The sequence below is a fragment of the Sorangium sp. So ce381 genome (genome assembly GCF_051473845.1).
Taxonomy (GTDB): domain Bacteria; phylum Myxococcota_A; class Polyangia; order Polyangiales; family Polyangiaceae; genus Sorangium; species Sorangium atrum.
This window is the reverse complement of the sequence record NZ_CP150336.1, coordinates 10,389,628-10,416,620: the sequence shown is the minus strand read 5'-3', so window position 1 is coordinate 10,416,620 and position 26,993 is coordinate 10,389,628. Positions and strand designations below refer to the sequence as shown.

At 71.1% G+C, this 26,993-nt stretch carries 24 protein-coding genes; 17 read left to right on the top strand and 7 right to left on the bottom strand.

Translation table 11 applies throughout. The features are described from left to right. The first annotated feature begins 14 nt into the window (after window positions 1-14). Both WMF29_RS39105 and WMF29_RS39100 read left to right on the top strand, forming a co-directional pair. Window positions 15-1,247 (top strand): hypothetical protein, encoded by a 1,233-nt coding sequence (locus WMF29_RS39105; RefSeq protein WP_437325180.1) that lies wholly within the window; start codon window positions 15-17, stop codon window positions 1,245-1,247. A 139-nt stretch (window positions 1,248-1,386) separates the two neighbouring features. Further along, entirely contained in the window at window positions 1,387-2,247 is an 861-nt protein-coding gene (locus WMF29_RS39100; protein ID WP_437325179.1) for a hypothetical protein, read from the top strand. Between the two features lie 44 nt (window positions 2,248-2,291). Here WMF29_RS39100 and WMF29_RS39095 read toward each other — a convergent pair whose 3' ends face one another. Both WMF29_RS39095 and WMF29_RS39090 read right to left on the bottom strand, forming a co-directional pair. Then, a complete protein-coding gene (locus WMF29_RS39095; RefSeq protein ID WP_437325178.1) occupies window positions 2,292-4,151 on the bottom strand; it encodes a hypothetical protein in 1,860 nt (619 codons plus the stop codon). A 207-nt stretch (window positions 4,152-4,358) separates the two neighbouring features. Further along, window positions 4,359-4,871: a hypothetical protein gene (locus WMF29_RS39090; RefSeq protein ID WP_437325177.1), complete on the bottom strand. Its 513-nt coding sequence runs from the start codon at window positions 4,869-4,871 to the stop codon at window positions 4,359-4,361. 403 nt (window positions 4,872-5,274) lie between these two features. On the opposite strand from WMF29_RS39090, the gene WMF29_RS39085 reads away from it, so the two are divergent. After that, on the top strand, window positions 5,275-6,195 hold the full coding sequence (locus WMF29_RS39085) for a transposase (RefSeq protein WP_437325176.1): 921 nt from the start codon (window positions 5,275-5,277) through the stop codon (window positions 6,193-6,195). A gap of 178 nt (window positions 6,196-6,373) precedes the next feature. Here the strand turns inward: WMF29_RS39085 and WMF29_RS39080 are convergent, their stop codons facing one another. Beyond that, entirely contained in the window at window positions 6,374-7,261 is an 888-nt protein-coding gene (locus WMF29_RS39080) for a hypothetical protein (RefSeq protein WP_437325175.1), read from the bottom strand. A 778-nt stretch (window positions 7,262-8,039) separates the two neighbouring features. On the opposite strand from WMF29_RS39080, the gene WMF29_RS39075 reads away from it, so the two are divergent. Further along, window positions 8,040-8,798, top strand: a complete 759-nt coding sequence (locus WMF29_RS39075) for a DNA methyltransferase (RefSeq protein WP_437331212.1) — start codon at window positions 8,040-8,042, stop codon at window positions 8,796-8,798. A gap of 44 nt (window positions 8,799-8,842) precedes the next feature. Next, window positions 8,843-9,802: a gluconeogenesis factor YvcK family protein gene (locus WMF29_RS39070; protein WP_437325174.1), complete on the top strand. Its 960-nt coding sequence runs from the start codon at window positions 8,843-8,845 to the stop codon at window positions 9,800-9,802. Between the two features lie 120 nt (window positions 9,803-9,922). Here the strand turns inward: WMF29_RS39070 and WMF29_RS39065 are convergent, their stop codons facing one another. Beyond that, on the bottom strand, window positions 9,923-11,809 hold the full coding sequence (locus WMF29_RS39065; protein WP_437325173.1) for an APC family permease: 1,887 nt from the start codon (window positions 11,807-11,809) through the stop codon (window positions 9,923-9,925). A gap of 476 nt (window positions 11,810-12,285) precedes the next feature. Here WMF29_RS39065 and WMF29_RS39060 point away from each other — a divergent pair, with 476 nt between their 5' ends. The 3 genes from WMF29_RS39060 to WMF29_RS39050 all read left to right on the top strand — a co-directional run bounded on the left by WMF29_RS39060 (window position 12,286) and on the right by WMF29_RS39050 (window position 14,957). After that, the gene (locus WMF29_RS39060) at window positions 12,286-12,669 is read left to right on the top strand and encodes a hypothetical protein (protein ID WP_437325172.1); all 384 of its coding nucleotides are present in this window, start codon (window positions 12,286-12,288) and stop codon (window positions 12,667-12,669) included. A gap of 180 nt (window positions 12,670-12,849) precedes the next feature. Then, on the top strand, window positions 12,850-13,467 hold the full coding sequence (locus tag WMF29_RS39055) for a hypothetical protein (RefSeq protein WP_437325171.1): 618 nt from the start codon (window positions 12,850-12,852) through the stop codon (window positions 13,465-13,467). Between the two features lie 275 nt (window positions 13,468-13,742). Next, window positions 13,743-14,957 carry an STAS domain-containing protein gene (locus tag WMF29_RS39050; protein WP_437325170.1) on the top strand — a complete coding sequence of 405 codons (1,215 nt, stop codon included), beginning with the start codon at window positions 13,743-13,745 and terminating at the stop codon, window positions 14,955-14,957. A 10-nt stretch (window positions 14,958-14,967) separates the two neighbouring features. Here the strand turns inward: WMF29_RS39050 and WMF29_RS39045 are convergent, their stop codons facing one another. Both WMF29_RS39045 and WMF29_RS39040 read right to left on the bottom strand, forming a co-directional pair. Then, window positions 14,968-15,912: a hypothetical protein gene (locus WMF29_RS39045; protein ID WP_437325169.1), complete on the bottom strand. Its 945-nt coding sequence runs from the start codon at window positions 15,910-15,912 to the stop codon at window positions 14,968-14,970. After that, complete coding sequence (locus WMF29_RS39040) at window positions 15,909-16,811, bottom strand: slipin family protein (protein ID WP_272102745.1); 903 nt, start codon at window positions 16,809-16,811, stop codon at window positions 15,909-15,911. Before WMF29_RS39040 ends, WMF29_RS39045 begins: the two co-directional genes overlap by 4 nt. A 156-nt stretch (window positions 16,812-16,967) precedes the next feature. On the opposite strand from WMF29_RS39040, the gene WMF29_RS39035 reads away from it, so the two are divergent. Next, entirely contained in the window at window positions 16,968-18,365 is a 1,398-nt protein-coding gene (locus WMF29_RS39035; RefSeq protein ID WP_437325168.1) for a serine/threonine protein kinase, read from the top strand. Between the two features lie 37 nt (window positions 18,366-18,402). Here the strand turns inward: WMF29_RS39035 and WMF29_RS39030 are convergent, their stop codons facing one another. Continuing rightward, entirely contained in the window at window positions 18,403-19,125 is a 723-nt protein-coding gene (locus WMF29_RS39030) for a polyprenol monophosphomannose synthase (RefSeq protein ID WP_437325167.1), read from the bottom strand. Window positions 19,126-19,484: 359 nt separating this feature from the next. Here WMF29_RS39030 and trxA point away from each other — a divergent pair, with 359 nt between their 5' ends. The 8 genes from trxA (at window position 19,485) to WMF29_RS38990 (ending at window position 26,983) form a co-directional block, all read left to right on the top strand. After that, window positions 19,485-19,808 carry a thioredoxin gene (gene trxA / locus WMF29_RS39025; protein WP_437277059.1) on the top strand — a complete coding sequence of 108 codons (324 nt, stop codon included), beginning with the start codon at window positions 19,485-19,487 and terminating at the stop codon, window positions 19,806-19,808. Window positions 19,809-20,068: 260 nt separating this feature from the next. Then, on the top strand, window positions 20,069-21,094 hold the full coding sequence (gene gap / locus WMF29_RS39020; protein WP_437325166.1) for a type I glyceraldehyde-3-phosphate dehydrogenase: 1,026 nt from the start codon (window positions 20,069-20,071) through the stop codon (window positions 21,092-21,094). A 4-nt stretch (window positions 21,095-21,098) separates the two neighbouring features. Continuing rightward, a complete protein-coding gene (locus WMF29_RS39015) occupies window positions 21,099-22,334 on the top strand; it encodes a phosphoglycerate kinase (protein ID WP_437325165.1) in 1,236 nt (411 codons plus the stop codon). Window positions 22,335-22,339: 5 nt separating this feature from the next. Beyond that, the gene (gene tpiA, locus WMF29_RS39010) at window positions 22,340-23,173 is read left to right on the top strand and encodes a triose-phosphate isomerase (protein ID WP_437331211.1); all 834 of its coding nucleotides are present in this window, start codon (window positions 22,340-22,342) and stop codon (window positions 23,171-23,173) included. 107 nt (window positions 23,174-23,280) lie between these two features. Next, a complete protein-coding gene (secG, locus tag WMF29_RS39005) occupies window positions 23,281-23,553 on the top strand; it encodes a preprotein translocase subunit SecG (protein WP_437325164.1) in 273 nt (90 codons plus the stop codon). Window positions 23,554-23,559: 6 nt separating this feature from the next. Next, on the top strand, window positions 23,560-25,203 hold the full coding sequence (locus tag WMF29_RS39000) for a hypothetical protein (RefSeq protein WP_437325163.1): 1,644 nt from the start codon (window positions 23,560-23,562) through the stop codon (window positions 25,201-25,203). Continuing rightward, window positions 25,200-25,874, top strand: a complete 675-nt coding sequence (locus tag WMF29_RS38995; RefSeq protein ID WP_437325162.1) for an acyltransferase — start codon at window positions 25,200-25,202, stop codon at window positions 25,872-25,874. The genes WMF29_RS39000 and WMF29_RS38995 overlap by 4 nt, the downstream gene beginning before the upstream one ends. Further along, window positions 25,871-26,983 (top strand): DegT/DnrJ/EryC1/StrS family aminotransferase, encoded by a 1,113-nt coding sequence (locus tag WMF29_RS38990; RefSeq protein WP_437325161.1) that lies wholly within the window; start codon window positions 25,871-25,873, stop codon window positions 26,981-26,983. Before WMF29_RS38995 ends, WMF29_RS38990 begins: the two co-directional genes overlap by 4 nt. The last annotated feature ends 10 nt before the right edge of the window (window positions 26,984-26,993 follow it).

Sequence of the window (26,993 nt, the reverse complement as noted above, 5' to 3'; positions counted from 1 at the left end):
CGAGAGGGGCAGGCATGACCAACAGGAACGCGAACAAGAGCTCGCCAGGGCAGCCGGCTGGTCAGGGCGCTGCGGGCGACGCCGCGCCGCAGCAACCGACGCTGCCGCAGCAGCCGCCGCGCGGGTACGACACGCCGAATTTTGCATCGCAAGAGCACCCCTCGCCGGCGCAACAGCGAGCGCTTACGCAGGAGCCGCGCCGCAGACCTGAAGATGGAAACACCGGCCCGGCAGCGCCACCCGCGGAGCGGATGGTGCAGTGGGGCGAGCCCAGGCCGCGGCGCCGCCAGGATCGCGAGGCGGGGCCGAGCGACAAGCAGGTGTATGTTCCTCCGGTCACGCTGCCCCCGAATCGCGAGCACCAGGCGATGGATCAGCAGAAGATCCAGGTAGCGCCGTCGCTGTTGAAGGGCGTCGACGAACGGAACCGGCCGACGATGCGCAGGATCCCTGTGCAGGGGTTGCCGGGCCCCCCGGGGGCTCCCGATGGGCAGGGCGGCGCGCGTCCCGGTGGCGTCCGCACGGCCCGCGTCGGTGTCGGCAGCGGCGTCTGGCCACCGCCCGAAGACGAGTCGTCCGGTCCGCGCGGGCCGTCGTCCCGGAAGCAGAGGCCGATGGGAACAGCCGCCCCCCAGCCAGCAGCCGCCGCTTCTCGAGCGGGGCTGCAGCCGGCCGCTGCGCGGCCCGACGCCGCCGCGGTGACCGCAGCGGCCGCCGCGGCGGTGCTCGCGGCGCGCCGCCGCCGCGCCACGCTGGCGCTCTTCGCGCTGCTCGTGTTTCTGGGGAGCGCGACGGTCGCAGGCTTCTGGGTGCTGTGGCGTGCGGCCAATCCGACGAGCGGGCAGGACCCGACGCTGGCCGAGGGCGGCCGCGTTCCCACGCCCGATCCCGCCGGCCTCGCGACCCCCACGCCGAGCGCGCAGCCCGAACATCCGCCTCCGGCGGCGATCGAGCCGCCGCCCACCGCTGAGCGACCCGTTCCCGCCGTTGCCGAGGTTCCGACGGCGTCGCCCTCCGCGGAGCCGAGCGCGCCGCCCGCACACTCGGCGGCCACGGTCGCCGCCCGTCCGTCATCAACGCGTCCTGCTGCGCAGGTGAAGCGTCCCACCAAGCCTGCGACCGCGGCGGACGACATCTACGATTCGGCTGTTAGCCCTCCGATCCCACCACCGGTCCCGCCGTCCGCGCCCTCTGCGTCGCCCACAACGCCCCCGGGGACGACCGCTCCCCCGCGTCCCTTCCCCTGAGGCGTCGCCTCTCCGGATTGCATTTCTCCCGCCAGCCACCATGCGAAAGCCATTCTTGAAATACCTGCCTCTACTCCTCCCGTGCGCGGCGGTTCTTCTGGGGCCGAGCGTCGCGAGCGCGACCGGCGAGGCTCGGCTGATGCCGAACTCTCCGACCGACGCCCCGCCTGCGACGTCGCGCGCAGGCGAGCGCGCGGCGCAGCTCTACCGGGAGGGGAACAGGTTCTACGATGAAGCGCGATTCGCCGAGGCCGAGGCGCGTTATCAGGCGGCGTGGGATCTCCAGCAGAGCTTTGACGTGGCCGGCAACCTCGGGAATGTCGAGCTGGAGGTGAACCAGCCCCGCGAGGCGGCCGAGCACCTCCTGTACGCGCTCAATACCTTTCCGCTCGGCGAGAAGGCCGAGAAGAAGAGCTTCCTACAGAAGCGGCTCGCCGTCGCCCGGTCGCAGGTCGGAGCGCTTCGCATCAGCGTGAACGTCGACGATGCCGAGGTGCTCATCGACGGCAAGCTCGTCGGGCGTTCGCCCCTCGCGACCGAGGTGTTCGTCGATCCCGGCAAGCGCACGATCGACGCACGCCGCGCTGGCGCCAGGACGTCGACCTCGCTGCTCGTGGCGAGGGGCTCGGACCAGAGCATCGCCCTCAGCCTCGATTCGGGCCCGAACATTCCGCTGGTGGTCGCGGGCGGGGCCGTCGGGCTGCTCGGGCTCGCGTCGGGCGTGACCTTCGCGATCCTCTCCACGGCAAAGGGCGAGTCCGCGGCGACGGAGCCGTTCGGCAGCGCGAGGCGCACCGACCTGCGCGACGCCCAGACCACGCTCGCCAACGTCTCGTTCTGGAGCTTCCTCGGCGGTGGCGTGGTGCTCGCGGGGACGGCCCTGTACGCGTTCTCCGCGTCGAGCCGCACGCCGGTCACCAAGGCCGGGCTCCCCCGGTTGTATGCCGCGCCGTTCGTGAGCGGAGAGGCGAACGGCCTGCTGCTGGGCGCGAGCTTCTAGGCCAGGCCGGTGGGCGCTGCGCGCTCCACATTTCGTCCCCGGACTCAGCGCGGCTGGAAGTAACGGCCTACCTGCTCGCGGTACTCTTCGGGGACATCGCTGCGCTCGACACCGCCGAGCTCCTGGGGACCCACGACACCGAGCGCGCTCTCGCCGCGCACGTTGGCCGTGTCTCCGGCGCGCCCAGCTGCTCGGCCCGTCACGATCCCCGGCATCGGCCTACCCGGGTTGAGCCTTGCGCTGGCGCGTGAGCGCAGCTCACCCCCGGCGATCGCGCCGGTCTGCCCTTCGTGGCTGCCCGATTCGCCGCCCTCCGAGTGACCTGGCTGCGCCGGCCCCTGCTTGCCGTCCCCGCCCCCCGACGACCCCTGCTGCCCGCCCTGTCCGCGCTCCTGGCTGCCCAACCCCGGTTGGCCTGACCCGCCTGCGATCGGCATCGGGAGCGGCGTCCCCCCGAGCTGCCCCTCGGCCTCGCCCGCCCCGCGCTGCGCATCGTCGAGCGCTCGTTGGCGCTTCGATTCCTCGCTGCTCGGGCTCCCCTCCTGGGCCATCCGGCGCAGCTGTTCCTCGAGCTGCTGCCGTCCGTCCGGCGTCTCGAGCTGCCGTGCGAGCTCGCGCATCTGCTCCTTCGATATGGGCTCTCCGAGCGCGCTCTCCGGGGACTGCGCCATTCGCTGCTTCAAGCGTTCGGCGAGCTGCTTGCGCTCCTCGGGGCTCAATTTTTCAAGCGCCTTTTCGAGGCTGCCAGCAAGCCGCCGCGCGTCGCGGTCGCTGCCCGTCCGGGCGAGCTCGCGGAGCGCGTCGCGCCCCTCGTCGCCGAGCCTGTCGCCGAGCGCCTCCGCCAGCTCCCTCAACGCGTCGGCCTGCTTGCCGCGCTGATCCAGCAGCTTGCGTTGTTCCTCGAGCGCCTCCGCCACGCCGGGGGCGCCGGCCCTCTTGGCGGCTTCGGCGGCCTCCTCGAGCACCTTCCTGGCCCGTTCGCGGTCGTCCCGTTCGAGCTTGTTCGCGAGCCGCGACATCTCCTCGTCGAACGCCACGAGGTCGCGATCGCCGAGCGCCTTCGCGGCCCGCTTCAGCTGAGGGTCTTCTCCGAGCTTGCCGAGCGCCGACTCCGTCCCATGACGCTGCTCGCCCTCGCCGAGCGACAGCCGCTCGGCCGTGATCGCGTCGCGGAGCCTGCCGAGCTCGGCCTGCGCTTCGCGGCGCTCGACGCCGCTCTTCAGCTTTTCGCGGAGCCTCTTCGCGTCGTCCGAGAGCTTTTTCAGCCGATCGTGTTGCTCCGCGTCCCGAGCGTCGATCTCGGCAAGCCGGACCACCCGCTCGAGGCCGGCGATCTCGGCGAGGCGCACCTGCTCTGCCCCGGGTGGGGGCGCTGCCGCCGCGGGCGCAGGTGGCAGGGGGAGCCAGCTGAGATAGCCAATGGCCGCTGCCGCGAGGGGCGCTCCGGCATGCCAGCGTCGCCACAGGGGCGTGCGGACTTGCCGGGCGGTTGCGGCATCGAGAGCCGCCGCCGCGTGGGCAAACACCACCTCGCGGGCCGCGGATGCGCTGGCGCCGGGCGCGCCGTCCGTCGCGTCCTCGGCTGCTGCGAGCTCAACGGCCGTGGAGACCGACTCGGCGGAGCCGAGCTTGCCGTCGAGAAACAACGCGACATTCGGGGCAGTCCACCGGCGCCGGTGCGCCACCGCTGCGCCAGCCACAGCGCCGAGCACGCCGCCCGCGGCCATCCAGGGGCGCAGCGCGCCTTGCCGCATGTGCCAGGCGACCGCTGCGCCTACCGCGCCGAGCATCATCCCGGCGGCGGCGCCGGCGAGGACCAGATCGAGCGCGAGCCGCCGCCGGACCCGGCGAGACCACCGAACGAACGCGGCGCTGAACCTCCGCCGGGGAGACGCATCGACCATGGATCGAGGTGTACCTGCGGGCAGACGCGCCGGCCAGCGCCGCCTCGGGGCACTCCGCCAAGCCTCATTGCGGCACGCAGTGCCCGACCTCGCGCCCGGTGCGAGCGCCTCGCGCTCTGTGGGGACGCCCTGTGGAGCGGCGTCGGTCGTCTCGAGCCACGACGCGCCGCGGAGGAGCTGTCCTCGGACATACCGCGCCCCGCCCCTTCACGGGACGAAGCACCATTTCAAGTGGAATGACGCGAACTCGAGGCGCGCTGGGACAACGTCCTGGGCAGCGCCGAGCGAGTTCAGGCCACAGTCAGCGAAAGAGAACCTGCATTCGTGCGAGTCCTCGGACGATGTCCGGAGCGTCGCACGGCAAGAGCCATAGAAAAGCGCATCGTCGACGTACATTCGCATGTTCACGACAGCAGCGTCGCCGCCCTTGCGCTTGCTGCCGAGCAGATGGAGATCGAGGTAGTAGAAGCCCCTCCTGTCCTTCGAGTGATCCACCAGCTCCAGATTGGTTTCGCCATTGAGGCGGGAGCAGTCAACGTCCCAGCTGTCGTCGAATCCGGGGACAGGCAGCTTGCCGCTATCCCCCGTGTCAAGCACCAAGCTCTCCCCGTTCACGGTCATGACCGCCATGCCGTACGCTTCAGGAATTTCCGGGCTAGTAGAGCACCCGAACGGCGAGAGCGACAGCACGAGGCCTTGGGCGAGGAGGGGTCGGTGCATGGGAGTTCTCCAGCAGCATGGCGGGCGAGAGCATCGCACGAGGTCGACCACCATGAACGCGCGCAATGTGGTTGATCCATGCGCCGTGCCAGATGTCAACCGGAAACGGAGGCCCCTGTTGGGCCCGTGCCGGGCTGACCGACGTTGCTGTTGACTGTCGACCTGACCGACGTTGCCGGCCTGCCGGCCCGGCCGATCTGACCGACGTTGCCTTGGTGCCTGACCGACGTTGCCTTGGTGGACCGACGGTGCCTTGGTGAGACCCGATACGTGTTGTCTACGGGGCGGTCCCTAAGTCATGGCGGGCGCCAGCGGAAAACAGCAGTCGCCAGGGTCTCGAAAAATTAAGTGTGCGAAATCATTGGCCGCGGGCCCCGGCACGCGTTTGGCATAGTCGGCAGCCATGAGCCAGCCTCGCGCTATTGTTGCAGGTGCCACCTATCTCCTCACACGACGCGCGTTGCGGCGACACCTCCTCTTCAGGCCAGATGCCGCGATCACTCAGCTGATCATCTATGCACTTGCGGTTTCGGCCAGGCGCTACGGCATTCGCCTGCATGCGTTGTGCGCCATGTCCACGCACCTGCACATCGTCGTCACTGACGTCGAAGGCGTACTTCCGCGATTCCTGCAGCTGTTTCATCGCCTCGTGGCGCTGGGGACCAAGGTGCTCCGAACCTGGGACGGGCCGGTCTGGGGCCACGAAGCGACCAGCGTTGTTCGCCTCTTGACGCGGGCGGCCGTGGTGGAAAAGATTTCATATTCACTGGCGAACCCGGTGGAGGCGGGGCTGGTGCGACGTGCGAAGGAATGGCCGGGAGCGAAGGTGCTCGTCAACGAAATCGGCCGTGGCGAGCTGCGGGCGAGGCGTCCTGACGTCTACTTTGCTTCGAGCAACCCCGCATGGCCTGAGCACGCCGCCATTGCGATCTCGCTTCCGCCAGATGTGGCGGATGGTGACGCGGACGCCTTTCGGCGCGAGGTGGCGGCGGAGCTCGAGCGGAAGGAAGCCGAGGCGCGCGCCGCGATTCATCGAAATGGCCGCGATTTCCTCGGCCCTGAGCGCGCATGCACGGTGTCGCCCGACGCTCGCGCGACGAGCTTCGAGGCGCCTCGCGGCCTCAATCCAACGTTTGCGGTGGGGAGAGGGTGTTCAGACGCACGAAGGACCGCGGTTGCCGCCGTCCGCGCATTTCGTGCGGCATACCGTGACGCGCTCCAACAATGGCGTGCAGGGCTGCGCAGCGTGGTGTTTCCCGCAGAAACGTGGTGGATGCGCGTGTTCCACGGCGTGGCCGTGAACAATGATGCGTTGGTGTCGTGACAGGAACGATCGGGACGCCGATGCGGCATCTGGGCTGCTGATCGAGGGCGAATGAGCGGCGGACGCCCTCCGTTCGCGTGCACGATCGTGTAATTTGTGTGAAGCTACACGTCAACGGCGCCGCGATCGCGTGAGCGGGCCTGGTGGCTGAGGAAGCGCGGGCGGTTCGAGCGCGTCGCTACAGCGGTAGAGGGAGCTCGATATACGGCTCGGTGATCCGGCCGACGGCGATATCGCGCACCTGCGTCCCATAGTAGGTCGATCCCGATTGCGTGCTCCAGGCGTGTCCCACGATCGTTCCATTGCTGTTGGCATAGAGGCGCATGACACCCCTGCCAACACCCGGGTGCCAGGAGCCGTCCGCGTTGCGCCGGGTGTCGGTTGTCCCGTGGCCCGTGGTGCTCGAGTCGAGGACGAGGAGAGCATACTGGATTGTCCCCGTGACGAACGGATAGGTCGCCACGCGTGGCACCGCAGCGCCTGCTGCGATGGCGACGTGCCCGCTCGCCGTGCTCCCCGCCGGATACTCGATCGCGACGATATCGCCGGCCTCGATCTCGCTCACGGTCATGATCTGCTCGAAGCCGACCTCCTCGATGATCCTGTCGTGGTACAGCGCGGCGTTCGGGCTCATGCTGCCGAACCATGTGTTGATGTCGTAGACGGACAGCTGATAGGCCTGCTTGAGGACGTTCGTGACGAACGACGCGCACAAGCTACGGCTCCGATACTCCGTGGCTCCTCCTACGCCGGCCCAATAAACGTAGGTCGTGCTGCTACCATATTCATTGTTTACCGGTGCGATGTGGGTCACGAGCGTGTCGGCCCAGTAGAGATGGTTTGGCTCCTCGGCCGTCTGGCCCTGAGCCGGGCGCGGCGCGAGCAGGCTCAACCCCGCCAGAACGACGGCCGGGAGCGCGCGAACAGCGGCTCTCGAGCTCATGCGCTTCAATGCATTCATGATTTCCTCCCGTGTGGAATCGATGGCCCCGCGTAGGTTGGTCACACCGGTGTCGGCCTCATCGCGGGCATCGCCGCGGAGCGCCGGCAAAGCGAAGTTGCGCACCAAGCCACCGAACATACGCCGAACGAGCGATCTCTTCAATCACCGGCACGAAGGCGGTACACGGGTCGTGCGCGATCCTGCGCGGATAGTGTTCCCCTCATTTCCACAGGCTGTCTCCTCCGGGCGACCTCCGGGCACGTCTTCGTAGATCCGCGCGTCGACGCCCACCGCAGGGGCGGCGCGGCGGTCCGTCGCGACCGACGTTGCGCCCGATGGCCGTCACGAGCGACGTAGCGTCCGACGGCCGTCACGACCGACGTTGCGCCCGGCGGCCGTCGCGACCGACGTGACCGACGTTGCGCCCGGCGTCGACAGGAGGGCGGCGATGTCGTACGGATCGGCCGAACCCGGGCGCTCGGGGAGCGCGGTCGGCGAGAGCCCGAGGCGCTGGCGGAGCGCGCCAGGAAAAGCACGCCCCCGGCGGAGGCCCGCGCCCCCTGGCGCGCGGGTCCACGCGGCTCGCCGGGGCCGACGTCCGCCGTTTTGTTGACAGATCCGCGCAGTTCGATTGGATGGCCGCGTGCCCCCCGTGAAGCGCGCATCGACGAACCTCCACCCCACCCTGACGCTCGGCGACGCGCTGGAGCACTATGCCTCCTGGCCGAGACCCACCGTGATTGTCTCCGACGGTGCTTATGGCGTCTCCGGTTTTCCCGGCGATCCCCCGACGCACGACGGGCTCGCCGCATGGTACGCGCCCCACGTCGCCGTCTGGTCGGAGCGCGCCTTGCCGTCCGCCACCCTCTGGTTCTGGGCGACGGAGATCGGCTGGGCGACGGTGCACCCGCTGCTCGAGCAGCACGGATGGGAGTACCGGACCTGCCACGTCTGGGACAAGGGAATCGCCCACATCGCGGGCAACGCGAACACCCGGACGCTGCGCAAGTTCCCTGTGGTGAGCGAGGTGTGCGTGCAGTACGTGCGCAAGGTCCTCCTGGAGAGCGGCGGCGTGCGGCTGCCCCTCAAGGCCTGGCTGCGGCACGAGTGGGAGCGCTCGGGCCTCCCCCTGTGCCAGACGAACGAGGCGTGCGGCGTGAAGAACGCGGCCACGAGGAAGTACTTCACACGCTGCCACCTCTGGTATTACCCCCCGGCCTCGGCGTTCGAGCAGATCGCCGCCTTCGCGAACGCGCACGGCCGCCCCGAGGGACGACCCTACTTCTCGGTCGACGGCAAGCGGCCGTTGACGGGTGAAGAGTGGGCCACCCTGAGAGCGAAATTCCATTGCGAGGTCGGCGTGACCAACGTCTGGCAGGAGCCCGCGGTCCGCGGCCCCGAACGCTTCAAGGAGGACACCCGGTCGATCCACGGCAATCAGAAGCCCCTCAAGCTGCTCGATCGCATCATCCGCGCATCGTCCGATCCAGGCGATGTCGTCTGGGAGCCATTCGGGGGGCTCTGCTCGGTCGCGGTGGCGGCCTTCGCCGCAGGCAGGCGCTGCTACAGCGCCGAGATCGCGCCCACGTACCACGCCGTCGCGTCGCGCCGCCTCGCGAAGTGCGCGCCGCAGCCGCGCGCCGAGATCTCGGCGGCCTGACGGTCGGTATCGGCCCCGCTCGTCCGCATGGTAGCCTGCTCCCGATGGCGACGCCGAAGATCGTGACCGTGGGAGGGGGGACGGGCCATTACACGCTCCTCACGGGCCTGCGTGGTCTGAGCGCCCGGATCACCGCGATCGTGACCATGATGGACTCGGGCGGGAGCTCCGGGAGGCTCCGGGACGAGTACGGCCTCCTGCCGCCAGGCGACTTCACGCGTTGCCTCGTCGCCCTGTCCGAGCACCCGGAGGCGCTGAAGGAGCTGCTCGGCCACCGCTTCCGCTCGGGGAGCCTCGGCGGGCACACCCTGCGCAACCTGATATTCACCGCGGTGCAGGAGATCACCGGCTCGCTCCCCCTCACGGTCGAGCGCCTGCACGAGATCTTCTCCGTCAAGAACCGCGTCCTCCCGGTCACGATGGATCACGTCGATCTCGTGATGCACCTGGAGAACGACCGGACCATCCGCGGCGAAGCGTCGATTGACAACCTCTCCGACATGCTCGATGCGCCGGTGCTCTCGGTCTATCTCGATCCCGAGGCTCGGGCGTATCCAGCGGCGCTCGACGCGATCGCGGACGCCGATCTCATCATCCTCGGGCCGGGAGATCTCTACACGAGCCTCGTGCCGAACCTCCTGGTCAAGGGCGTGCGCGAGGCCATCGCGGCGAGCCGCGCCCGCGCGATGTTCGTGTGCAACCTGATGACGAAGCCCAACGAGACCCCCGGCTACACGGTCGAGGACTTCGTGGGGACCATCGCCATGTACCTCGGCGAGGCCCGGCTCGACGCGGTGCTGGTCAACGACGTCTGGCCCTCCGAGGGCCTCGAGGAGTACGCCTCCGCCGGCTCTGAACCGGTCGTGACCTCGCCGGACAAACCGCTCGCCTCCGACCTCCTCGTCCCCGCCGACCTGCTGTTCGGCGGCAAGCTGGTTCGCCACGACCCGCAGAAGCTCTCAGCCGCGATCGTATCGCTCGCCCGCCAGCGATCGTGGTGGTGAGGCCCCGGGCCGGGCTCCGCCGCGCCTGGCTCCGCCCTCGACGGCCACCGGCGGCGCGCAGCCACGCGGCGCTCCCGGGTTGGCCCGGCGGCCTCGGGCCGGCGCGGCCGCGCACGACGATCAGGCGGCATTCGGCGCGTCGGGCAGATGAAAGGGCGTGTTGACGATCACAACGCCCTTCCCGCCCCGGAAGAGAAGGAGCCATTTGAGGATCGACGCCGTGTGGTTGTGAAGCAGGTAATGGTACCAGCGTGACTCGACCACCTCCGGCACGACGACCGCCACCTGCCGATCCGGGTGGGCGCGCGCGAGGGTGGTGACGAAGCGGAGCAGCGGCCTGAAGAGCCGCCGGAAGCGGGACCGCACCACCGAAAGCCGCGGCGCCGGCACCCCCTTCTCCTTCGCGGGCGCTTCCACGAGATCGTGCCATTCGCCGCTCAGGTCCTCGACGCGAGGATCGTCGAGGAGCACCTGGAGCGCGTAGACCTCGGGCGAGAGGCGGAGCGCGAAGCGGAGCCCCTTCTGCGCCACGAGGTCCCAGCGCCTGATCGGGACCACCACGATCGGCGGCGGAGGTGGGGTGAAATCGAGCGGCGCGCGGTCGCGGACCACCTCGTCGATGTGCTTGTAGTGGCGTCGCACATTGCAGAAGATGAGAAAGGCTGCGATCACGAGCAGGGTCGAGATCCACGCCCCCTCGGTGAACTTCGAGATGATGATGACGACGAGCGTGGCGGCCGTGGCCGTGGCGCCGGTCGCATTGACGGCGAGGTGGAGCCGGGAGCGCTTGCCGCGGACCCTGCGCCAGTGCGCGGTCATCCCCGCCTGCGACATCGTGAAGGCGAGGAAGGCGCCCACCGCGAAGAGCGGGATGAGGGCGTCGGTGATGCCCTGGAAGACGACGAGCAGGAGGGCCGAGAGCCCAGCGAGGACGCCGATGCCGTAGGAGAAGGCGAGGCGCCTGCCGCGGTGGATGAACGGCTCGGGCAGGAAGCGATCGAGCGCGAGGAGCTGGCAGAGGCGGGGGAAGTCGGCGAAGCTGGTGTTGGCGGAGAGCATCAGCACAGCAACCACGGCGGCCAGGGTCACGTAGTAGAACGGGCCGCGCCCCACGACCGCGCCCACGATCTGCGAGACGATGCTCTGGTAGCCGCTCCTGCCGGGCTCGGTGGCGGTGACGCCGTACACCCGCGCGAGGATCGCGATCCCGGCGAGCAGGATGGCGAGCGAGGCGACGATGTACGAGAGCGTCCGGCGCGCCTGCTCGCTGCTCGGCTTGCGAAAGGCAGGGACGCCGTTGCTCACCGCCTCCACGCCGGTCATCGCGGTGCACCCGCTCGCGAAAGAGTGGCAGAGGAGCGCCAGGCTCGCGGTCCCCAGCGCGACCGGCAGCGAGGGCGGCGCGACCACGGGCGTCGGGTGCCCGCCGTGCAGGATCGTCTTCCCGATCCCGATCGCGATCACCGCGAAGAGACAGCCGAGGAACGCGTACGTCGGCGCCAGGAACACGAGGCCTGCGGTGCGGAGCCCGCGCAGGTTGGCCGCGGTGAGCAGGGTGAGGACGGCGAGGCAGAGGACCAGGGTGTGGGGCAGGAGCGCGGGCACCGCCGAGGCCAGCGCGCCCACCCCCGCGGAGATGGCGACCGCGACGTTGAGCACGTAGTCGATGAGCAGCGCCGCCGCCGCGACGAGGCCGGCGCGCGTGCCGAGGTTTTCTTTCGCGACGATGTACGAGCCGCCGCCGTTCGGGTACGCCGCGATCGTCTGGCGGTACGAGACGTAGACGATCGCGAGCAGCCCGATGACCAAGGCGCTGAGCGGCACGATGTAGTGGACGCCGAGCGCGCCGAGGGGGATGAGCACGGTGAGCGCGGCCTCGGGGCCGTACGACGCGGAAGCGAGCGCGTCGAGGCCCAGGACCGGGATCCCGGAGAGCGGGCCGATCTGTTCCTTCTCCTCCTCATCCGAGGCCAGCCGCCGGCCGAACAGCACCGTCGTGAGCGACATGGGTGCAGGCGATTCACGCAAGGCGTGTGCCGGGAGCGAGCTCCGTTGCCCGTGCGTCGGTCGTAGCCGCGGCGTGCAACCGGTGCTCCAAGCTCGCGCCGAGCGCTCGTCAGCGGTGCTGTCAGCGGTGCTGATCGAGCACGGGCATCGTCTCCATGAGCGTGGGCGCAGCCCGCCGCATTCGACGTTTGCACGGGCAGCCTCTCCTCCGATGCGACGCGATGGCGTGCGAACCGATCGAGGTGGGATCATTTGCCACGCCCGGCCAAGTTGCCTCATCGCAGGCGGGCGCCCTCGCCTGTGAGCGCGCTCGCCGCTGGCGCAAGCGGCTCGCCTGCTGCTGGCGCGAGCCGCGCGGGCTCACCGTTGCTGCGCGTCGGCCGCTCCGGCGATTCCTGCTGGTATGTGCTTCGCATAGCGCCGGGGGGGCTATCGCCACTTCCGTGGCTGATCATCTCAGGACGAGGTAGAGCGCTATGAGCATCAGTAACGAACAGTACACTTCGGGCGGGTACAAGAACGGGATCTACGAGGGCGGCTCGCAGGAGTCCGGCTCGCACGAGCCTGGCGCGCCGCAGACGCAGGGCGGCGAGGGCGCGGTGAGCCTCGACATGCTGCTGAAATTCGCCAAGGACATCCAGGCCAAGGTCAAGGACGTCCCGTACATCGTCCCGATCGCGATCGGCGGAGCAGCGTTTACGATTGGCGTGCTCGCCAGCTCGAAGATCCTGCGCCAGCTCACCCTTCTCGCCGGCGGCTACGCGGTCAAGTACGCGATCCAGAACGTCCCCAGGGAGCCGATCGTCGACTTTGCAAAGAAGGTCGTGTCGGACTCGTTCAGGGCGTCGTCGAGGGTCTAGCCGGGGACGCGCCGCGGCGCGCAGGGGCGCGCTTGCCCCGCGTGCAGCCGTGCGAGCTCCGGCGGAAGGGAGCCTGGCCTGAGCCTACCTTCGCCGCGCCGGCGGCACACCTGCCCCCATTTCTGGCATCATGGAGGTGGTGGTGCCGACGCGCCGCCAGCGCGCGGCCGGGAGGATGCCATGGATATCCGGGAGAGCATCGAGGTCCGCTGGTTCCTGCCCGCAGACGACGCTCGGGCGGCGCGGCTCGTGTCGTGGTTCTCGCGTGCGTTCTCCGAGGCGCCCCGGCATGACCGCTACCGGCGCCTCCGGCGCGCCGATCTCGGGATCAAGAAGCGCGGCGGTCGGCCGACGAGCCTGGAGGTCAAGTATCGGGTCTGCACCTTCGGCTCCATCCACCTCTCTCCCACGGTGCTGGGTGAGCTGGAGCGGTGGACGAAGCTCACCCTCTCGTCGACGGACGCCGATGACAGCGCGTGGACGACCCTCACGAAGGAGCGCCGCGTGAGGGTGTTCGGGCTGGTGGGCGGACGCGCCGTCGAGGTGATGGACGGCGGGCACCCCGGAGCCGGATGTGCTGTCGAGCTGACGCGCGTCGCTGTGGCGGAAGGCGAGGGCGCGGCTGCTCCGGCGGCGTGGTCGCTGGGCCTCGAAGCGTTCGGTCCGCCAGCGATCCTGCTCGAATCGCTCTACGCCGTTGGCCGCGCGGTGTTCGTGGAGGTGCCCGATCTCGGCCTTACGTCCGTTGAATCGAAGGGGTATCCGGCGTGGCTCTCCGAGCTGCCGGCGGATCGGTGAGCGCAGGGTCTCGCCGTCGCAGCAGCCTGCCAATCCCTGAGCTCGACCTGGCGATCAGCGACGAACCAGCGACCGTAATCCAGCAAAGAGTGGGTGCTCTCATGCCCCGAGTCGCTTGCGCTGCGCGTATCGTCGTCCTCTTTCATACGTCGTTGTAGATGTCGTCGTACGTGCCCTCGTCGCCATGAGCCGCTGCGGTCGAGTCTCTTCCCCCCGAGAGCGTCGCGTGCGATACCCTGCTGCCTTTCTGAGCTCCAGGGGAGAGTGCTCGTGTGATGAATGTTACTTCGGACACCCTGTTTGCGGAATTCTTCGCCCGCTGTCCTGAGCTGCTCTTCGTCGCCTCGGTGGCGGGCGGACTGCTCCACGAGAACGATGCCTTGCGGGAGGTCATCGGCCCTGCGAGCGAGGGAGGCGTCACATTCGCTGAGCTCGCTCACCCGGCGGATGGCGCAGCGTTGCTCGCGGCGTGGGCGAAGCTCGAGCAGACCGGTGAACCCGTCTCATTTCGCGTCCGCCTTCGCGATGCGCGCGGGGCGTACCGTCCGATGGTGTGCAACGCGAAGCGTTCGCCTGATCGCAGCGCGGTCTTCGGATCGCTCCGGGCGGCACCCGAGCTCGCCGAGGAGGAGCTGGCGATCGCGCGCAACAAGGCGCGCATCCTGGATAGCCTCGTCAACCACGTGGACAAACTGGCGTTCTGGGCCCTCGATCGCGATGGAATCTGTTTCTACCACGACGGCAAAGCGCTCCCGAACGCCGGGCTCAAACCCGGTCAGCTCCTGGGGGTCAACTGGATCGAGCTTTATGGGAAGCAGCCACGAGCGTCTGCCATCGATGTGCCCGACGTCGACTCCGACATGAACGACTGGTTCGACGGGACGGTGCGCCGCTTTCGCACCGACACGAACGATATCTACTGGGACAACTGGATCACCCCGCTCCGGGACGGAGCCGGCGGGCCCGTTTGCGGCTTGCTCGGGTTGTCGTTCGACATCTCGGAATCCAGGCGCACGGAGGAGGAGCTGCGCGCCCAGCTGCAGCAGATCGAGGCGCAACAGAAGGTCATTCGTGATCTCTCGACGCCGATCATCGAGGTCTGGGACGGCGTGCTCACACTGCCGATGGTGGGGACGGTCGACAGCATGCGCACCGCCGACGTGATGGATAGCCTGCTCTCGAAGATCGTGGAGAAGCAGGCGCGCTTCGCCATCCTCGACCTGACCGGCGTCGAGGTGGTCGACACGAAGGTCGCGAGCCACCTGATCGAGCTCGTCACGGCGATCCGGCTGCTCGGGGCCGACGGGATCGTGGCAGGCATCAAGCCGAACGTCGCGCAGACGATGGTCGCGCTCGGGCTCGACCTCTCGCAGCTCAACACGCAACGTAATCTGCGCGCGGCGCTCCAGCATGCGATCCGGAACATGACCCGCCCGGAGAGCTCCCCGCGCGACGGCGCTGCGACGCCCGGCCTGCCGGCGCGGGGCTGACCGGGGCGCGTCACGGGAGCTCGCCGCCTCCGCAGAGCAGCGCGGCGAGCTCCTCCGTCCGCTCCGGCGTCGCGAGGTCTCCGGCCGCGACCGTGATCGCGCGGATCCCCTCGGCTCTCCAGCCGCTGTGCTCGCGCTCCGGGGCCGCCGTGATCCGGATGCGCATGAGCTCGCCGGACGCCACGACCGCGAGCTCCACGCGCTCGCCCTCCGGCCCGTCATCGCGGCGGATGGTCATCGCCGCCGCGCCGCGCGCCGCGAGCGCCCGCGCGAGCCGGGCCTCCGGCGCCGCCGCTCCACCGAGTGGGTAGAGCGCCGTGGCGAGCTCCACGGACGCGATCGCCTCGGAGGCGCGCGTCCCCGCGTCGCGCACCGCTCGCCGCAGCCGCTCCGCGCGCTCGCCGTCGCGGTCGAGCGCCGCGCGATCCGCCGGCTCGAGCCGCACCACGCAGCGCACCAGCGCGGCGCCCCCGCCGCCCGCGACCTGCGCTTCCTCGAGCCGCGCGCGGCGGAGCATCGCCGCGCCCCGCGCGTCGCCCGACGCCTCGAGCAGGGCCGCCGCGCCGCCGAGCACCGCGTCCGGAGCCGGCCGCTCCGGCGCCGCCGGCAGGGCGGCCTCCCGGTAGATATGGCTCCACCCGCGCCCGACGCCGGGCAGGCGCAGCACCAGCGACAGATCGGCGAGCTCCGTCTCCGGCGTGCGGACCGCGCTCGCGAACGCCTCCTTCACCGCCGCGAGGCGGCTCGGATCCGCGGTGAGCGCCGCGAACTCGGGCGCGTCGACGGCCAGCGCGAGGCGCGACGCGCTCACCTCGCGCGACCCCAGCGTCCACCGCTGGGGCGGGGCGGCGAGCGCGAGCTCCCCGCCGACGACGAGGGCGGAGAGCCCGCGCTCGCCGCGCGCCTCGAGCAGCGCCGCGACCGCAGCCTTGAGCGCGGTCAGCGCCGGGATCACGCCCCGCCCATGCGCCCGCGCCGCGCCGTCCGCTGCTCCTCGAGCGCCGCCTCCTCTTCGAGGGCCGCCTCGGCCTCGCGCTGCGCCTCGGCGTCGACCGCGCGTTGCCCCTGCTGCACGCGCACGGGCTTCGCCTCGGTGACCGCCGCCTCGGCCATCGCGACCGCCGCGTGCCGCACGTCGTCGTACGGCTTCGCGAGGTCGAAGATCACCTTGGTGTTGCCCTGGCTCAGGTTCGCCAGCGCCTCGAAGCGGCGCAGCTCCATCGCCCCGGGCGAGCGCGCGAGGATGCCCGCCGCCTCCGCGAAGTTCTTCGCGCTCTCCACGTCGGCCTCGCTCTTGATGACCACGTAGCGCCGATCGCGCTCGGCGATCGCGCCCTTCGCGAGCACCTCCTGCATCTGGGGCGGCAGCGCGATGTCCTGGAGGCCGATCATCTCCACGTGCAGGCCCCACGCGGCCGCCACCGCCTCGACCTGCGAGCGCACCTTGGCGGCGACCTCCTCGCGGTGCGCGAGCAGCTCGTCGAGCCGCGTCTCGCCCACCACGTCGCGCAGCACGACCTTGGCGCGGTCCTTCATCGCCGTCTCGTAGTTCTCGACGGCCAGCGTGGCCTTCTCCGGATCGACGACGCGGTAATAGACGACCGCATCGACCATCGTGGTCACGTTGTCGCGGGTGATCACCATCTGCTGGAGGAGATCGCGGTTCTTCATCCGCGTGTCGATGCGCCGCAGCTCCTGGAGCCCCGGGAGGAACAGCGTCACGCCGGGAGATAGGCGGCCGGTCAGCTTGCCGAGCGTGAAGCGCAGCGCGACTTCCCACTGGTTGATCTGCCGCAGCCCCGACAGCAGGTAGAGCGCGGCGAACAGCCCGAGCACGGTGAGGATCAGGGACATCGCCCGCGACTCTAGCAGAGCGCATGGCGCGGGCCGCGCGAGCGGCGCGCGCGTCGGCGGGCGTCCGGACGTCCGGACGTTCGCGCGCGCTCGCGGGCGCCCAGGCGCGGCTTCGACCTGGTGTCGTTGCCCGGGCGGTGTACTCTCGCTCCCTCGATGGGTGCCGAGCCGAGCCAGGCGTTGCGCGACGGGCGCTACGTGATCACGCGCGCCCTCGGCGAAGGGGCTCAGGGGCACACGCTCGAGGCGGTCGACAAGCGGCTCGGCAAGCTCGTCGCGATCAAGCGGTTCCAGATCCGCGGCGCCTCGAGCTGGAAGAGCGTGGAGCTCGCCGAGCGCGAGGCCCGGGTGCTCGCGTCGCTCTCGCACCCGAGCCTGCCGGCCTACCTCGATCATTTCGAGGAGGACGGAGCGCTCTTCCTGGTGATGGAGAAGATCGACGGCGAGAGCCTGGGCGCGATGCGCCGTCGCAGCGCGGTGCTCGGGCGGGACGACATCCTCCGCTTCCTGAGAGACGCCTCGGGCGTGCTCGACTACCTGCACGGCCGCGCGCCGCCTGTCATCCACCGCGACATCAAGCCGAACAACGTGATCCGCCGGCCCGACGGCTCGTTCGCGATCGTCGACTTCGGCGCGGTCCGCGATCGCATGCGTCCCGAGGGCGGGAGCACCGTGGTCGGCACGTTCGGGTACATGGCGCCGGAGCAGTTCCAGGGCCGCGCGCTGCCCGCGTCGGACGTCTATGCCGTCGGCGCGACCGCGCTCTGCCTGCTCACCGGCGAGGAGCCGGAGAACCTGCCGCACCGAGGGCTCGCGATCGACGTGCCCGCTGCCCTCGGCGATCGCGCGGACCCGCGCCTCGTCCGGGCGCTCTCCGCGATGCTGGAGCCCGACCCGGACCGCCGCGCCGCGCGTATCGCGCCGCTCCTTTCGGGGCTCGAAGCGGGCGGCGCGCTTCCCGAGGCGTCGCGCGGTGGCGAGCCCGAGGAGCGCGGCGCGCGCAAGGACGAGCGGCGCGCGCGCAAGGACGAGCGCAAGGAAGAGAAGCGCGCGCGCAAGGACGAGCGCAGGGAGGTGAGGCGCGCGCGCAAGGAGGAGCGGCGCGCGCGCCGGCACGAGGGGCGCCCGTCGCTCGATCGCGGCCTGGTGGGCCTGCCGCTCGTGGCCGCGCTGTTCGGCCTCACCGTCGCGCGCATCGCCGTCGGCCTCGCGCTCGGGGTGATCGTCCCGACGGTGCTGACGCTGCTGTCCCTGGTGTTCGGCCGCGTGCTGCGCGAGAAGGCAGCGCCGAACGTGCGCAGGGCCGGGCGGGTCGCCGACCTCGCGCTGCGCCGCGCCACCCGCGCCGTCCGCGGGCGCCCGGAGCCCGACGCCGCTGCCGAGCGCGGCCAGGCCGAGGCGGCGCGCGTGCGCTTCGAGGAGCAGGAGGCCCCCGGTCGATCGCGCATCCACGACGGCGACGTCGCGCTGGACGAGGAGCTCGACGAGCTGGAGGCCGACGAGCAGGGCCGCGCGCACGCCGGGTCGCGGCCGCCTCGCGCGGGGGAACGCTGAGCCCAGCGCGCGCTCGCGCTCCGGCGGGGCCGCGCGCTCAGATGCGGCCGCGCGCGGCGTCGAGCTTCAGGCGGAAGACCTCGACGATCGCCTCGGCGAAGATCCGGCGGCTCATCTTCGAGCGGCCTGCGCGGCGGTCGACGAACACGATCGGCACCTCGACCACGCGGAGCCCTTTGCGCAGCGCGCGGTAGGTCGTCTCGATCTGGAAGGCGTAGCCGTTCGAGCGCACGCTGCCGAGATCGAGCGAGAGGAGCGCGCGCCGCGTGAACGCCTTGTAGCCGGTCGTGAGGTCGCGGATGCCGACGCCCAGGATGGCCCGCGCGTAGAGGGAGCCGCCCTTCGAGAGCACGTGCCGCCCGAGGCCCCAGCCCTCCACGCCGCCGCCCGGCATGTTGCGCGAGCCGAGGACGACGTCAGCGCCCCGGGCGATGGCGTCGAGGAACGCCGGCAGGTGGCGCGGGTCGTGCGAGAGGTCGGCGTCCATCTCGAGCGCGACGTCGTAGCCGCCGTCCAGCGCGCGCTGGAAGCCCTCCAGGTAGGCCGTGCCGAGCCCGCGCTTCGCCGCGCGGTGGAGCACGCGGACGCGCCCGTCGCGCGCGGCGAGCTCGTCGCCGAGGGCGCCTGTCCCGTCGGGCGACGCGTCGTCCACGACGAGCACGTGCGCGTCCGGGGCCGCCGCGAGGACGGAGCTCACGAACTCGGCGAGGTTGTCTCGCTCGTTGTACGTCGGCGTGATGATGAGGGTTCGGGGGGCCATCCTGGCTCGGCGCCGCGCGAGCGGGCGCTCGCACGCGTGGTCGTGCGCACCGTGCAGCGCCGCGCGCCGGGTTCGCGGGCGTCCGCTCGCCCTCAGGCCTCCGCTGCGTCGGCCGGCAGGGGCGCTCCGCCGGGCGATCTACCAAAACGATGGCGCAGGCGGAAGGTTCCGCGGGGTGCGCCGCGAGCGCCTTGTGGGTTGCCGGAGGCGTGCGCGCCGGGTACTTTCCTTTCCCGACAGGGCGTCCGCTCTGCATCGGGCCGATAGGCTGGCGCGGCCTCGGTCAACTCACGGGGCGCGCCCCGCGCACCACCCGCGCGGCCCCGAACATGAACAGCGCGGCACCGACGGAGACAATCATGGCAGGCGAGCACGTCCTCACCCTCACCAACGAGAATTTCGAGTCCGAGGTCCTCAACTCCCCCATCCCCGTGCTCGTGGACTTCACGGCTACCTGGTGCGGACCCTGCAAGCAGCTCGCGCCGATCGTCGCAAAGATCGCCGCCGAGTCCCAGGGCACGCTGAAGGTCGGCTCGCTCGACATCGACGCGGCGCCCAAGCTCGCCCAGAAATACAACGTCCGCGCCGTTCCGACCTGCATCCTGTTCCGGGGCGGCGAGAAGGCGGGCTCGTACACCGGCGTCGCGAGCAAGGAGAAGCTCCTCAAGGAGCTCGGCGTCTGATCCGCGGCCGCGCGTGACGCCGGCGCGATAGAGCCCGGCGCGACAGAGCCCGAGCGCGCCGGCGCTCCCCTTCCCACAGACCGAAACCACCCCAAATACCGACCGAAAGCCCTCCCGGCGAGGCGCCGCTCCGGCCAGCCGACCGCGGCCCCGCCGCCGCCGGCGCTCCACGTCGCCGGCGCCCCGCGGCTGAGGCTTTGCTTGACCGTCGCGCGCGAGGTGACTACGACTCGCGCCGGCCACTTTCCCAGGAGTTCGTGATGGCGACGAAGATCGCAATTAACGGTTTTGGGCGCATCGGACGCTGCATTGTCCGCGCGCTCTACGAGCGCGGCGTGAAGGATATCGAGCTGGTCGCCATCAACGACCTGACGGATCCGAAGACCCTCGCCCACCTCTTCCAGTACGACTCGATCCACCGCGAGTTCAAGGCGGCGAAGGTCGGCGCAGGCGACAAGTACATCAGCATCGGCGACCAGAAGATCGAGGTCCTCGCGCTGAAGGATCCGGCCGAGCTGCCGTGGAAGAGCCTCGGCGTCGACATCGTCCTCGAGTGCACCGGCCTCTTCACGGACAAGGCGAAGGCCGCCGGCCACATCAACGCCGGCGCCAAGCGCGTGATCATCAGCGCGCCGGCCAAGGGCCACGACCTCACGGTCGTGATGGGCGTGAACGACGAGCTCTACGACGCGCAGAAGCACACGGTCATCTCGTGCGGCTCCTGCACGACGAACTGCCTCGCCCCCATCGCCAAGGTGATGCTCGACAACTTCGGCATCGTCCGCGGCCTGATGACGACGGTCCACTCGTACACGAACGACCAGCACCTGCTCGACATCCCGCACCGCAAGGGCGACCTGCGCCGCGCGCGCGCCGCCGCGGTCAATATGATCCCCTCGAGCACCGGCGCCGCGAAGGCGCTCTCCGAGGTCATCCCGTCGCTCAAGGGCAAGTTCGACGGGCTCGCGGTCCGCGTCCCCACGGTCGACGTCTCGCTCGTGGACCTCACCCTCGAGACCGAGAAGCCGGTCACGAAGGAGAGCATCCACGCCGCGATGAAGCAGGCCGCCGAGCAGGGGCCGATGAAGGACGTCCTCGACTACACCGATCGGGAGCTCGTCTCGGGCGACTTCATCGGCTCGCCGGCGTCCAGCACGTTCGACGCGACCATGACGACGGTCCTCGGCGATCGCTTCGCGAAGATCTTCTCGTGGTACGACAACGAGTGGGGCTTCTCGAACCGCATGATCGACCTCGCGCAGCTCGTGGCGAGGAAGGGCGTCTAGCGCCGTGAAGCTCACCGGAATCCGCTCCGTCGAAGACCTCGCCGCCGCCGGGGGCGCTGCTGGCCTCAGCGGCAAGCGCGTCTTCATCCGCGTCGACTTCAACGTCCCGCTCGACAAGAAGACGGGCAAGATCACGGACGACTCGCGCATCCGCGAGGCGATCCCGACGATCAAGCTCGTCATGGAGGCGGGCGCGAAGGTGATCCTCGCGTCGCACCTCGGCCGCCCGAAGCCGGGCAAGACCGAGGGGCTCTCGCTGGAGCCGTGCGGGGGGCGGCTCAGTGAGCTCACGGGCTACGAGGTCCACCTGCCGGACGACTGTGTCGGCGACTCGCCCAAGAAGGTCATCTACGACCTCCGGGCGGGCCAGATCTGCCTCCTCGAGAACCTCCGCTTCCACGAGGAGGAGGAGAAGGACGACGAGGGCTTCGCGCGCCAGCTCGCCGAGCTCTGCGACGTCTACGTCGACGACGCCTTCGGCGCCGTGCACCGCGCCCACGCGTCGGTGCACGCGCTGCCGCGCCTCATGCGCGAGCGCGCCGCCGGCCTCCTCCTCCAGAAGGAGCTCAAGGCGCTGACCCGGCTCGTCGATCGCCCGGAGAAGCCTTACGTCGCCGTCCTCGGCGGCGCCAAGGTCTCCGACAAGATCGACGTCGTCGAGGCGCTCCTCAACGTGGTCGACACCCTGTGCATCGGCGGCGCGATGGCGAACACCTTCCTCGCCGCGCAGGGCAAGAACCTGCAGAAGAGCCGGATCGAGGAGGACAAGCTCCCGCTGGCGCGCACGATCATGAGCAAGGCGCGCGATCGGGGCATCCAGCTCCTCCTGCCCGTCGATGCCGTCGTCGCCTCGAGCATCGACGCGACGCAGGGCGAGCCCGCGTCCGTCGACGCGATCCCCGAGGGCACGATGGCGCTCGACATCGGCCCCCGCTCGATCGAGCTGTTCGGTCAGGCGATCGAGAGGGCGAAGACGGTGTTCTGGAACGGCCCGATGGGCCTCTTCGAGACGCCCGCCTTCTCCAAGGGCACGTTCGACGTCGCGCGCATCATGAGCGGCGCCACCGGCTTCACGGTGGTCGGCGGCGGCGACAGCGCGGCGGCGGTCAAGCAGGCCGGCGAGCACATCGCCAAGGGCTTCGATCACATCTCGACCGGCGGCGGCGCTTCGCTCGAGCTCATCGAGGGCAAGCGTCTCCCGGGCGTCGAGGCGCTCCGGTCGGCCGAGGTGAGCGAGTGAAGCCCGTGAACGATGGGGGCACGCCCGGAGAGGCGGGCGCCGCCTCGCGGGCGGCCCCGCGTCGTCCGCTCATCGCCGGCAACTGGAAGATGAACGCCGGGGGCCAGGACGCATGTCCTCTCTCGGCGGCCGTCGCCAAGGCGACGCGCGAGCTCACCCGGGCCGAGGTGGTGGTCGCTCCGCCGTTCACGGCGATCGCCGCCGTGGCCCACGAGCTCGCGGAGGCGAAGAGCGAGGTCGGCATCGCCGCGCAGAACATGAGCGCCGAGGTCTCCGGGGCGTTCACCGGCGAGGTCTCCTCGGGCATGCTCAAGGACGCGGGCGCGACCTGGGTGATCCTCGGGCACAGCGAGCGGCGGCAGCTGTTCGCCGAGACCGACGAGTCGGTCGCCCGGAAGGTCGCCTCGGCGATGGCCGCCGAGCTGCGCCCCATCGTCTGTGTCGGCGAGACGCTCGAGCAGCGCGAGGCGGGTGACACGCTCGCCGTGGTCGAGCGGCAGGTCCGCGCCGTCCTCGACGAGCTCGCGAAGCAGCCCGGCTTCGGCGTCATCGCCTACGAGCCGGTCTGGGCGATCGGGACGGGCAAGGTCGCGCGCGCCGAGGACGCCCAGGAGGTGCACGCGTTCATCCGCGGCCTGCTCGCGAAGGCCTCGGAGGACCTCGCGGGCGTCACGCGCATCCTCTACGGCGGCAGCGTCAAGGCCGACAACGCCGAGGCGCTGCTCGCCCAGGACGACATCGACGGCGCGCTGGTCGGAGGGGCTTCGCTCGACGCCGCTGGCTTCGCCAAGATCGTCGAGGCCGCTCACCGACTGGCGGAGCGCGCGGAACAGGGGTAGATCGCAGGCCGCTCCCGTCTCGCCACGGGAGCGCCGGCCTGTCCTGCCGCCCACTTGCCCCCCTGGGCCCCTCGCGCGGGCCAGACTCACCCAGCTGAAAGACGCCGATGCTTCACACGCTCCTCAACATCGTGCACGTGTTCGTCTGTCTGTTCCTGATCCTCGTCGTGCTCCTCCAGCAGGGCCGCGGGGGCGGGATGGGCTCGGCCATGGGCGGCGCGACGGCGCAGGTGTTCGGCGGCCGCGGCGCAGGCAACTTCATGACCCGCCTCACGGCCATCTGCGCCGCCGTCTTCATGGCGACGAGCGTGTCGCTCGCCTACCTCTCGTCGGCAGGCGACCGCGAGCTGCGCGAGTTCGAGAAGTCCCAGGAAAAGTAGGCTCGCGTGCTAGGGCCCGCCCCCGCGCCGGGGAGGGAAGCGGGCAGGGCGCTCGACGTGGGGTCGTCCGTGGAGGCGGCGTCGGCCGCCTCCGTCCCTTTCGCGCGCGACCTTGCCCTCGTCGCCCTCGCCAAGGCGGTTGTCTCCGCCCTGGTCCTCGCGCTCGGCTTCCGGGCGGTGAGCGACGACGACTTCGCGCGCGTGGTCCTCGCGCAGGCGTGGGCCCACGCGCCCCGGCTCGACCCGACGGGGACGAGCTGGCTGCCCGTCCCTTTCTGGCTCAACGGCGCGCTCTTCCGGGTCTTCGCGCCGACCCTCGAGGTCGCCCGCGCCATCGCGTTCGCCCTCGGCCTCGCTTCGGCGGCGCTCGTCCACCTCTCCGCCCGCTGGATCACGGGCGACCGCCGCGCCGCGCTCGCCGGCGCGCTGCTCGCCGGCGCCTTTCCCTGGAGCGCTTGCCTCGGCGTGGCGACGGTCCCCGAGCTGCCGACCGCCGCCCTCTCGCTGTTCGCGGTGGCGTCGCTCGTCACGCCGCCGGCCGGGCCTGCGCCGCCGGCCGGGCGCGCCCTCCTCGGCGCGTTCGCGCTCGTGCTCGCGACGCTCTCCCGCTACGAGCCCTGGTCCGTCGCCGTCACCTTCGCGGCGATGGCGCTGCTCGCCGCCGCCCGCCTCGGCCAGGGCCGCGGCGCGCAGGCGAAGCTCGCGCTCGCCGCGCTCGTCGCGCTCGCCGGGCCCGCCGCGTGGATCGCGTGGAACCGCGCCGCCCACGGCGACGCGCTGCATTTCCTCGCCCGCGTCGCCTCCTACCGCAACGCGATCGGCCCGGGCGGCGACGGCGCCCTGCTGCGGCTCTTCGCGTACCCTGCCGCGATGGTCCGCGAGGAGCCGGAGCTCTTCGTGTGGCCCATCGCCATCGCCCTCGTCGCCTGGCGCGCCCGCCGCGGCGCTGCGCCGGGGTCAGCGCGCCCGCTCCCGCCGCTCCTTCGCGCGACCCGTCCGTACGCGCTCCCCGGCGCGGTCGCCGCCTTCCAGATCGCGGCGCTCTCGCTCGCCCTCGTGCGCGACGGCGCGCCCACCCACCACCCCGAGCGAGCGACCCTCCTCGCGCTGCTCTTGCTCGCGCTCGCCGTCGGGGATCTCTCGGCGCGCGCGTTCCGGGGCGCCTCGGCCGGCGCGCGGCGCGCCCTCGGCGGCGCGCTGCTGGTGGTGCTCGCCCTCGGCGCCTTCTTCCGGCCGCACCTGCGCCGCGAGCACTTCAACCCGCGGAGGGACGAGGTCGCCATCGGCCGCGCCGCCGCGGAGCTCACGCCTCCATCCGCGCCCCTCCTCCTCGAGGTCGTCGACTATGGCCACCTCGCGGCGCTCGCTGCCCTCGGACGTCCCGAGGGGGTGTACCCCGATCGCTCGATCGATCCCCGTGATCCGCCTGTCCGCTCGAGCTTCGAGGACCCCGCCTCGCTCGCGCGCCGCGCCGCCGGCCTGGGCGCCGCCTACCTCATCGGGCGCGTCAGGTCGCCCGTCATCGACTTCGCCGGCCCGCCGCTGGCGACGCGCGGCGCCTGGGGGATCTGGCCGGTGCCTCCGGCAGGCGGCCCGCTGGGTGCGCTGCCAGAGGGGGACTCCAGGGGCCCCGCGGACAGGGCGCCATGAGCGAGCCTGCAAAGCCATTCTTCGCGCACCCGTCTGCGTGCATCGACGAGCCCTGCGACATCGGCGAGGGGACGAAGGTGTGGCACTTCTGCCATATCTCGGCGGGGGCGCGGATCGGCCGCGCCTGCGTCCTCGGCCAGAACGTCTTCGTCGCGGGCACCGCCGTCATCGGCGATGGCGTCCGGATCCAGAACAACGTGTCTCTTTACGACGGCACGCTGGTCGAGGACGACGTGTTCCTCGGCCCGTCCGCGGTGCTCACCAACGTCGTCAACCCGCGTGCCCCGATCGACCGCCGCGCGTTCCTCGACACGACGCGCATCCGCCGCGGCGCCACCGTGGGCGCCAATGCCACCATCGTCTGCGGCGTCACGATAGGGCGCCATGCGTTCGTCGGCGCCGGCGCGGTCGTCACGCGCGACGTGCCCGACTATGCGCTCGTCACCGGCTTGCCGGCCCGGCGCACCGGCTGGATGAGCCGCCACGGCCACAAGCTCGTCGCCGCGCGCGACGGCCTCCTGCGCTGCCCCGAGAGCGGCTATCGCTACGAGCGCCGCGGCGACATCGTCCGCTGTCTCGATCTCGACGAGGACGCGCCGCTCGCCCGGCCCCGCGCCGCGGCCACGCGCCATTACCGCGATCCCCTCTCCGCGGAGGACACCGACGGATGACCGCCCCTGTTCCCTTCTTCGATCGAGCCCGCGGCGATCTCGCCCTGCAGGACGAGCTCTCCGCCGTGTTCCAGTCCGTCCTCCGGAGCGGCCACTACATCCTCGGTCCGGAGGTCGAGGCCTTCGAGTCGGAGTGCGCCGCGTACCTCGGCGTCCGGCACGCGATCGGCGTCTCTTCAGGCACCGACGCGCTGCTCGCCGCGCTGATGGCGCTCGGCGTCGGCGCGGGCGACGAGGTCGTGTGCCCCGCGTACACGTTCTTCGCGACCGCGGGCGCCATCCACCGCTCCGGCGCCACGCCGGTCTTCGCGGACGTGCTCCCTGGCTCGTTGAACATCGACCCCGCCTCGGCTGCGCGCGCCCTGACGGAGCGCACCCGGGCGATCCTCGCCGTCCACCTCTTCGGCGACTGCGCGCCCATGGATGAGCTCCTCGCGATCGCGGGCGGCCGTGGCCTGCCGGTCATCGAGGACGCGGCCCAGGCGTTCGGCGCCGAGCGCGGCGGCCGCCGCGCGGGGGCGCTCGGGCTCATGGGGTGCTTCTCGTTCTTCCCGACCAAGAACCTCGGCGGTTTCGGCGATGGCGGGCTCGTGACCACCGACGACGACGAGCACGCGGAGCGCGTCCGGACGCTCAGGGCGCAGGGCGCTCGGAGGAAGCACCATCACACCCGCATCGGCGGCAACTTCCGGCTCGACGCGCTCCAGGCGGCGCTCCTCCGGCGCAAGCTCCCGCGGCTCGGCGCGCTCCTCGAGCGGCGGCGCGAGCACGCCGCGCGGTATGCCGCGCTGCTCGGCGGGCGAGATCTGACGCTGCCGGACGCCGGCGCTGCGGGGCACACGTTCAATCAGTATGTCATTCGCCTGAAGGACGCCTCTCTGCGCGATCCGCTGCGGAGCTCGCTCGCGGAGCAGGGCATCGGCACCGAGATCTATTATCCCGCGCCGCTCCACCTCCAGCCCTGCTTCGCGCGCCTTGGTCCGCCGGAGGGCTCCCTTCCGGTCGCGGAGGCGGCGGCGCGCGACACGCTCGCGCTCCCCATCTTTCCCGAGCTCACAGGCGAGGAGGTCGCCCGTGTGGCGGCCGCTATCGCCTCGTTTTTCGGCTGAGCCGGACGCT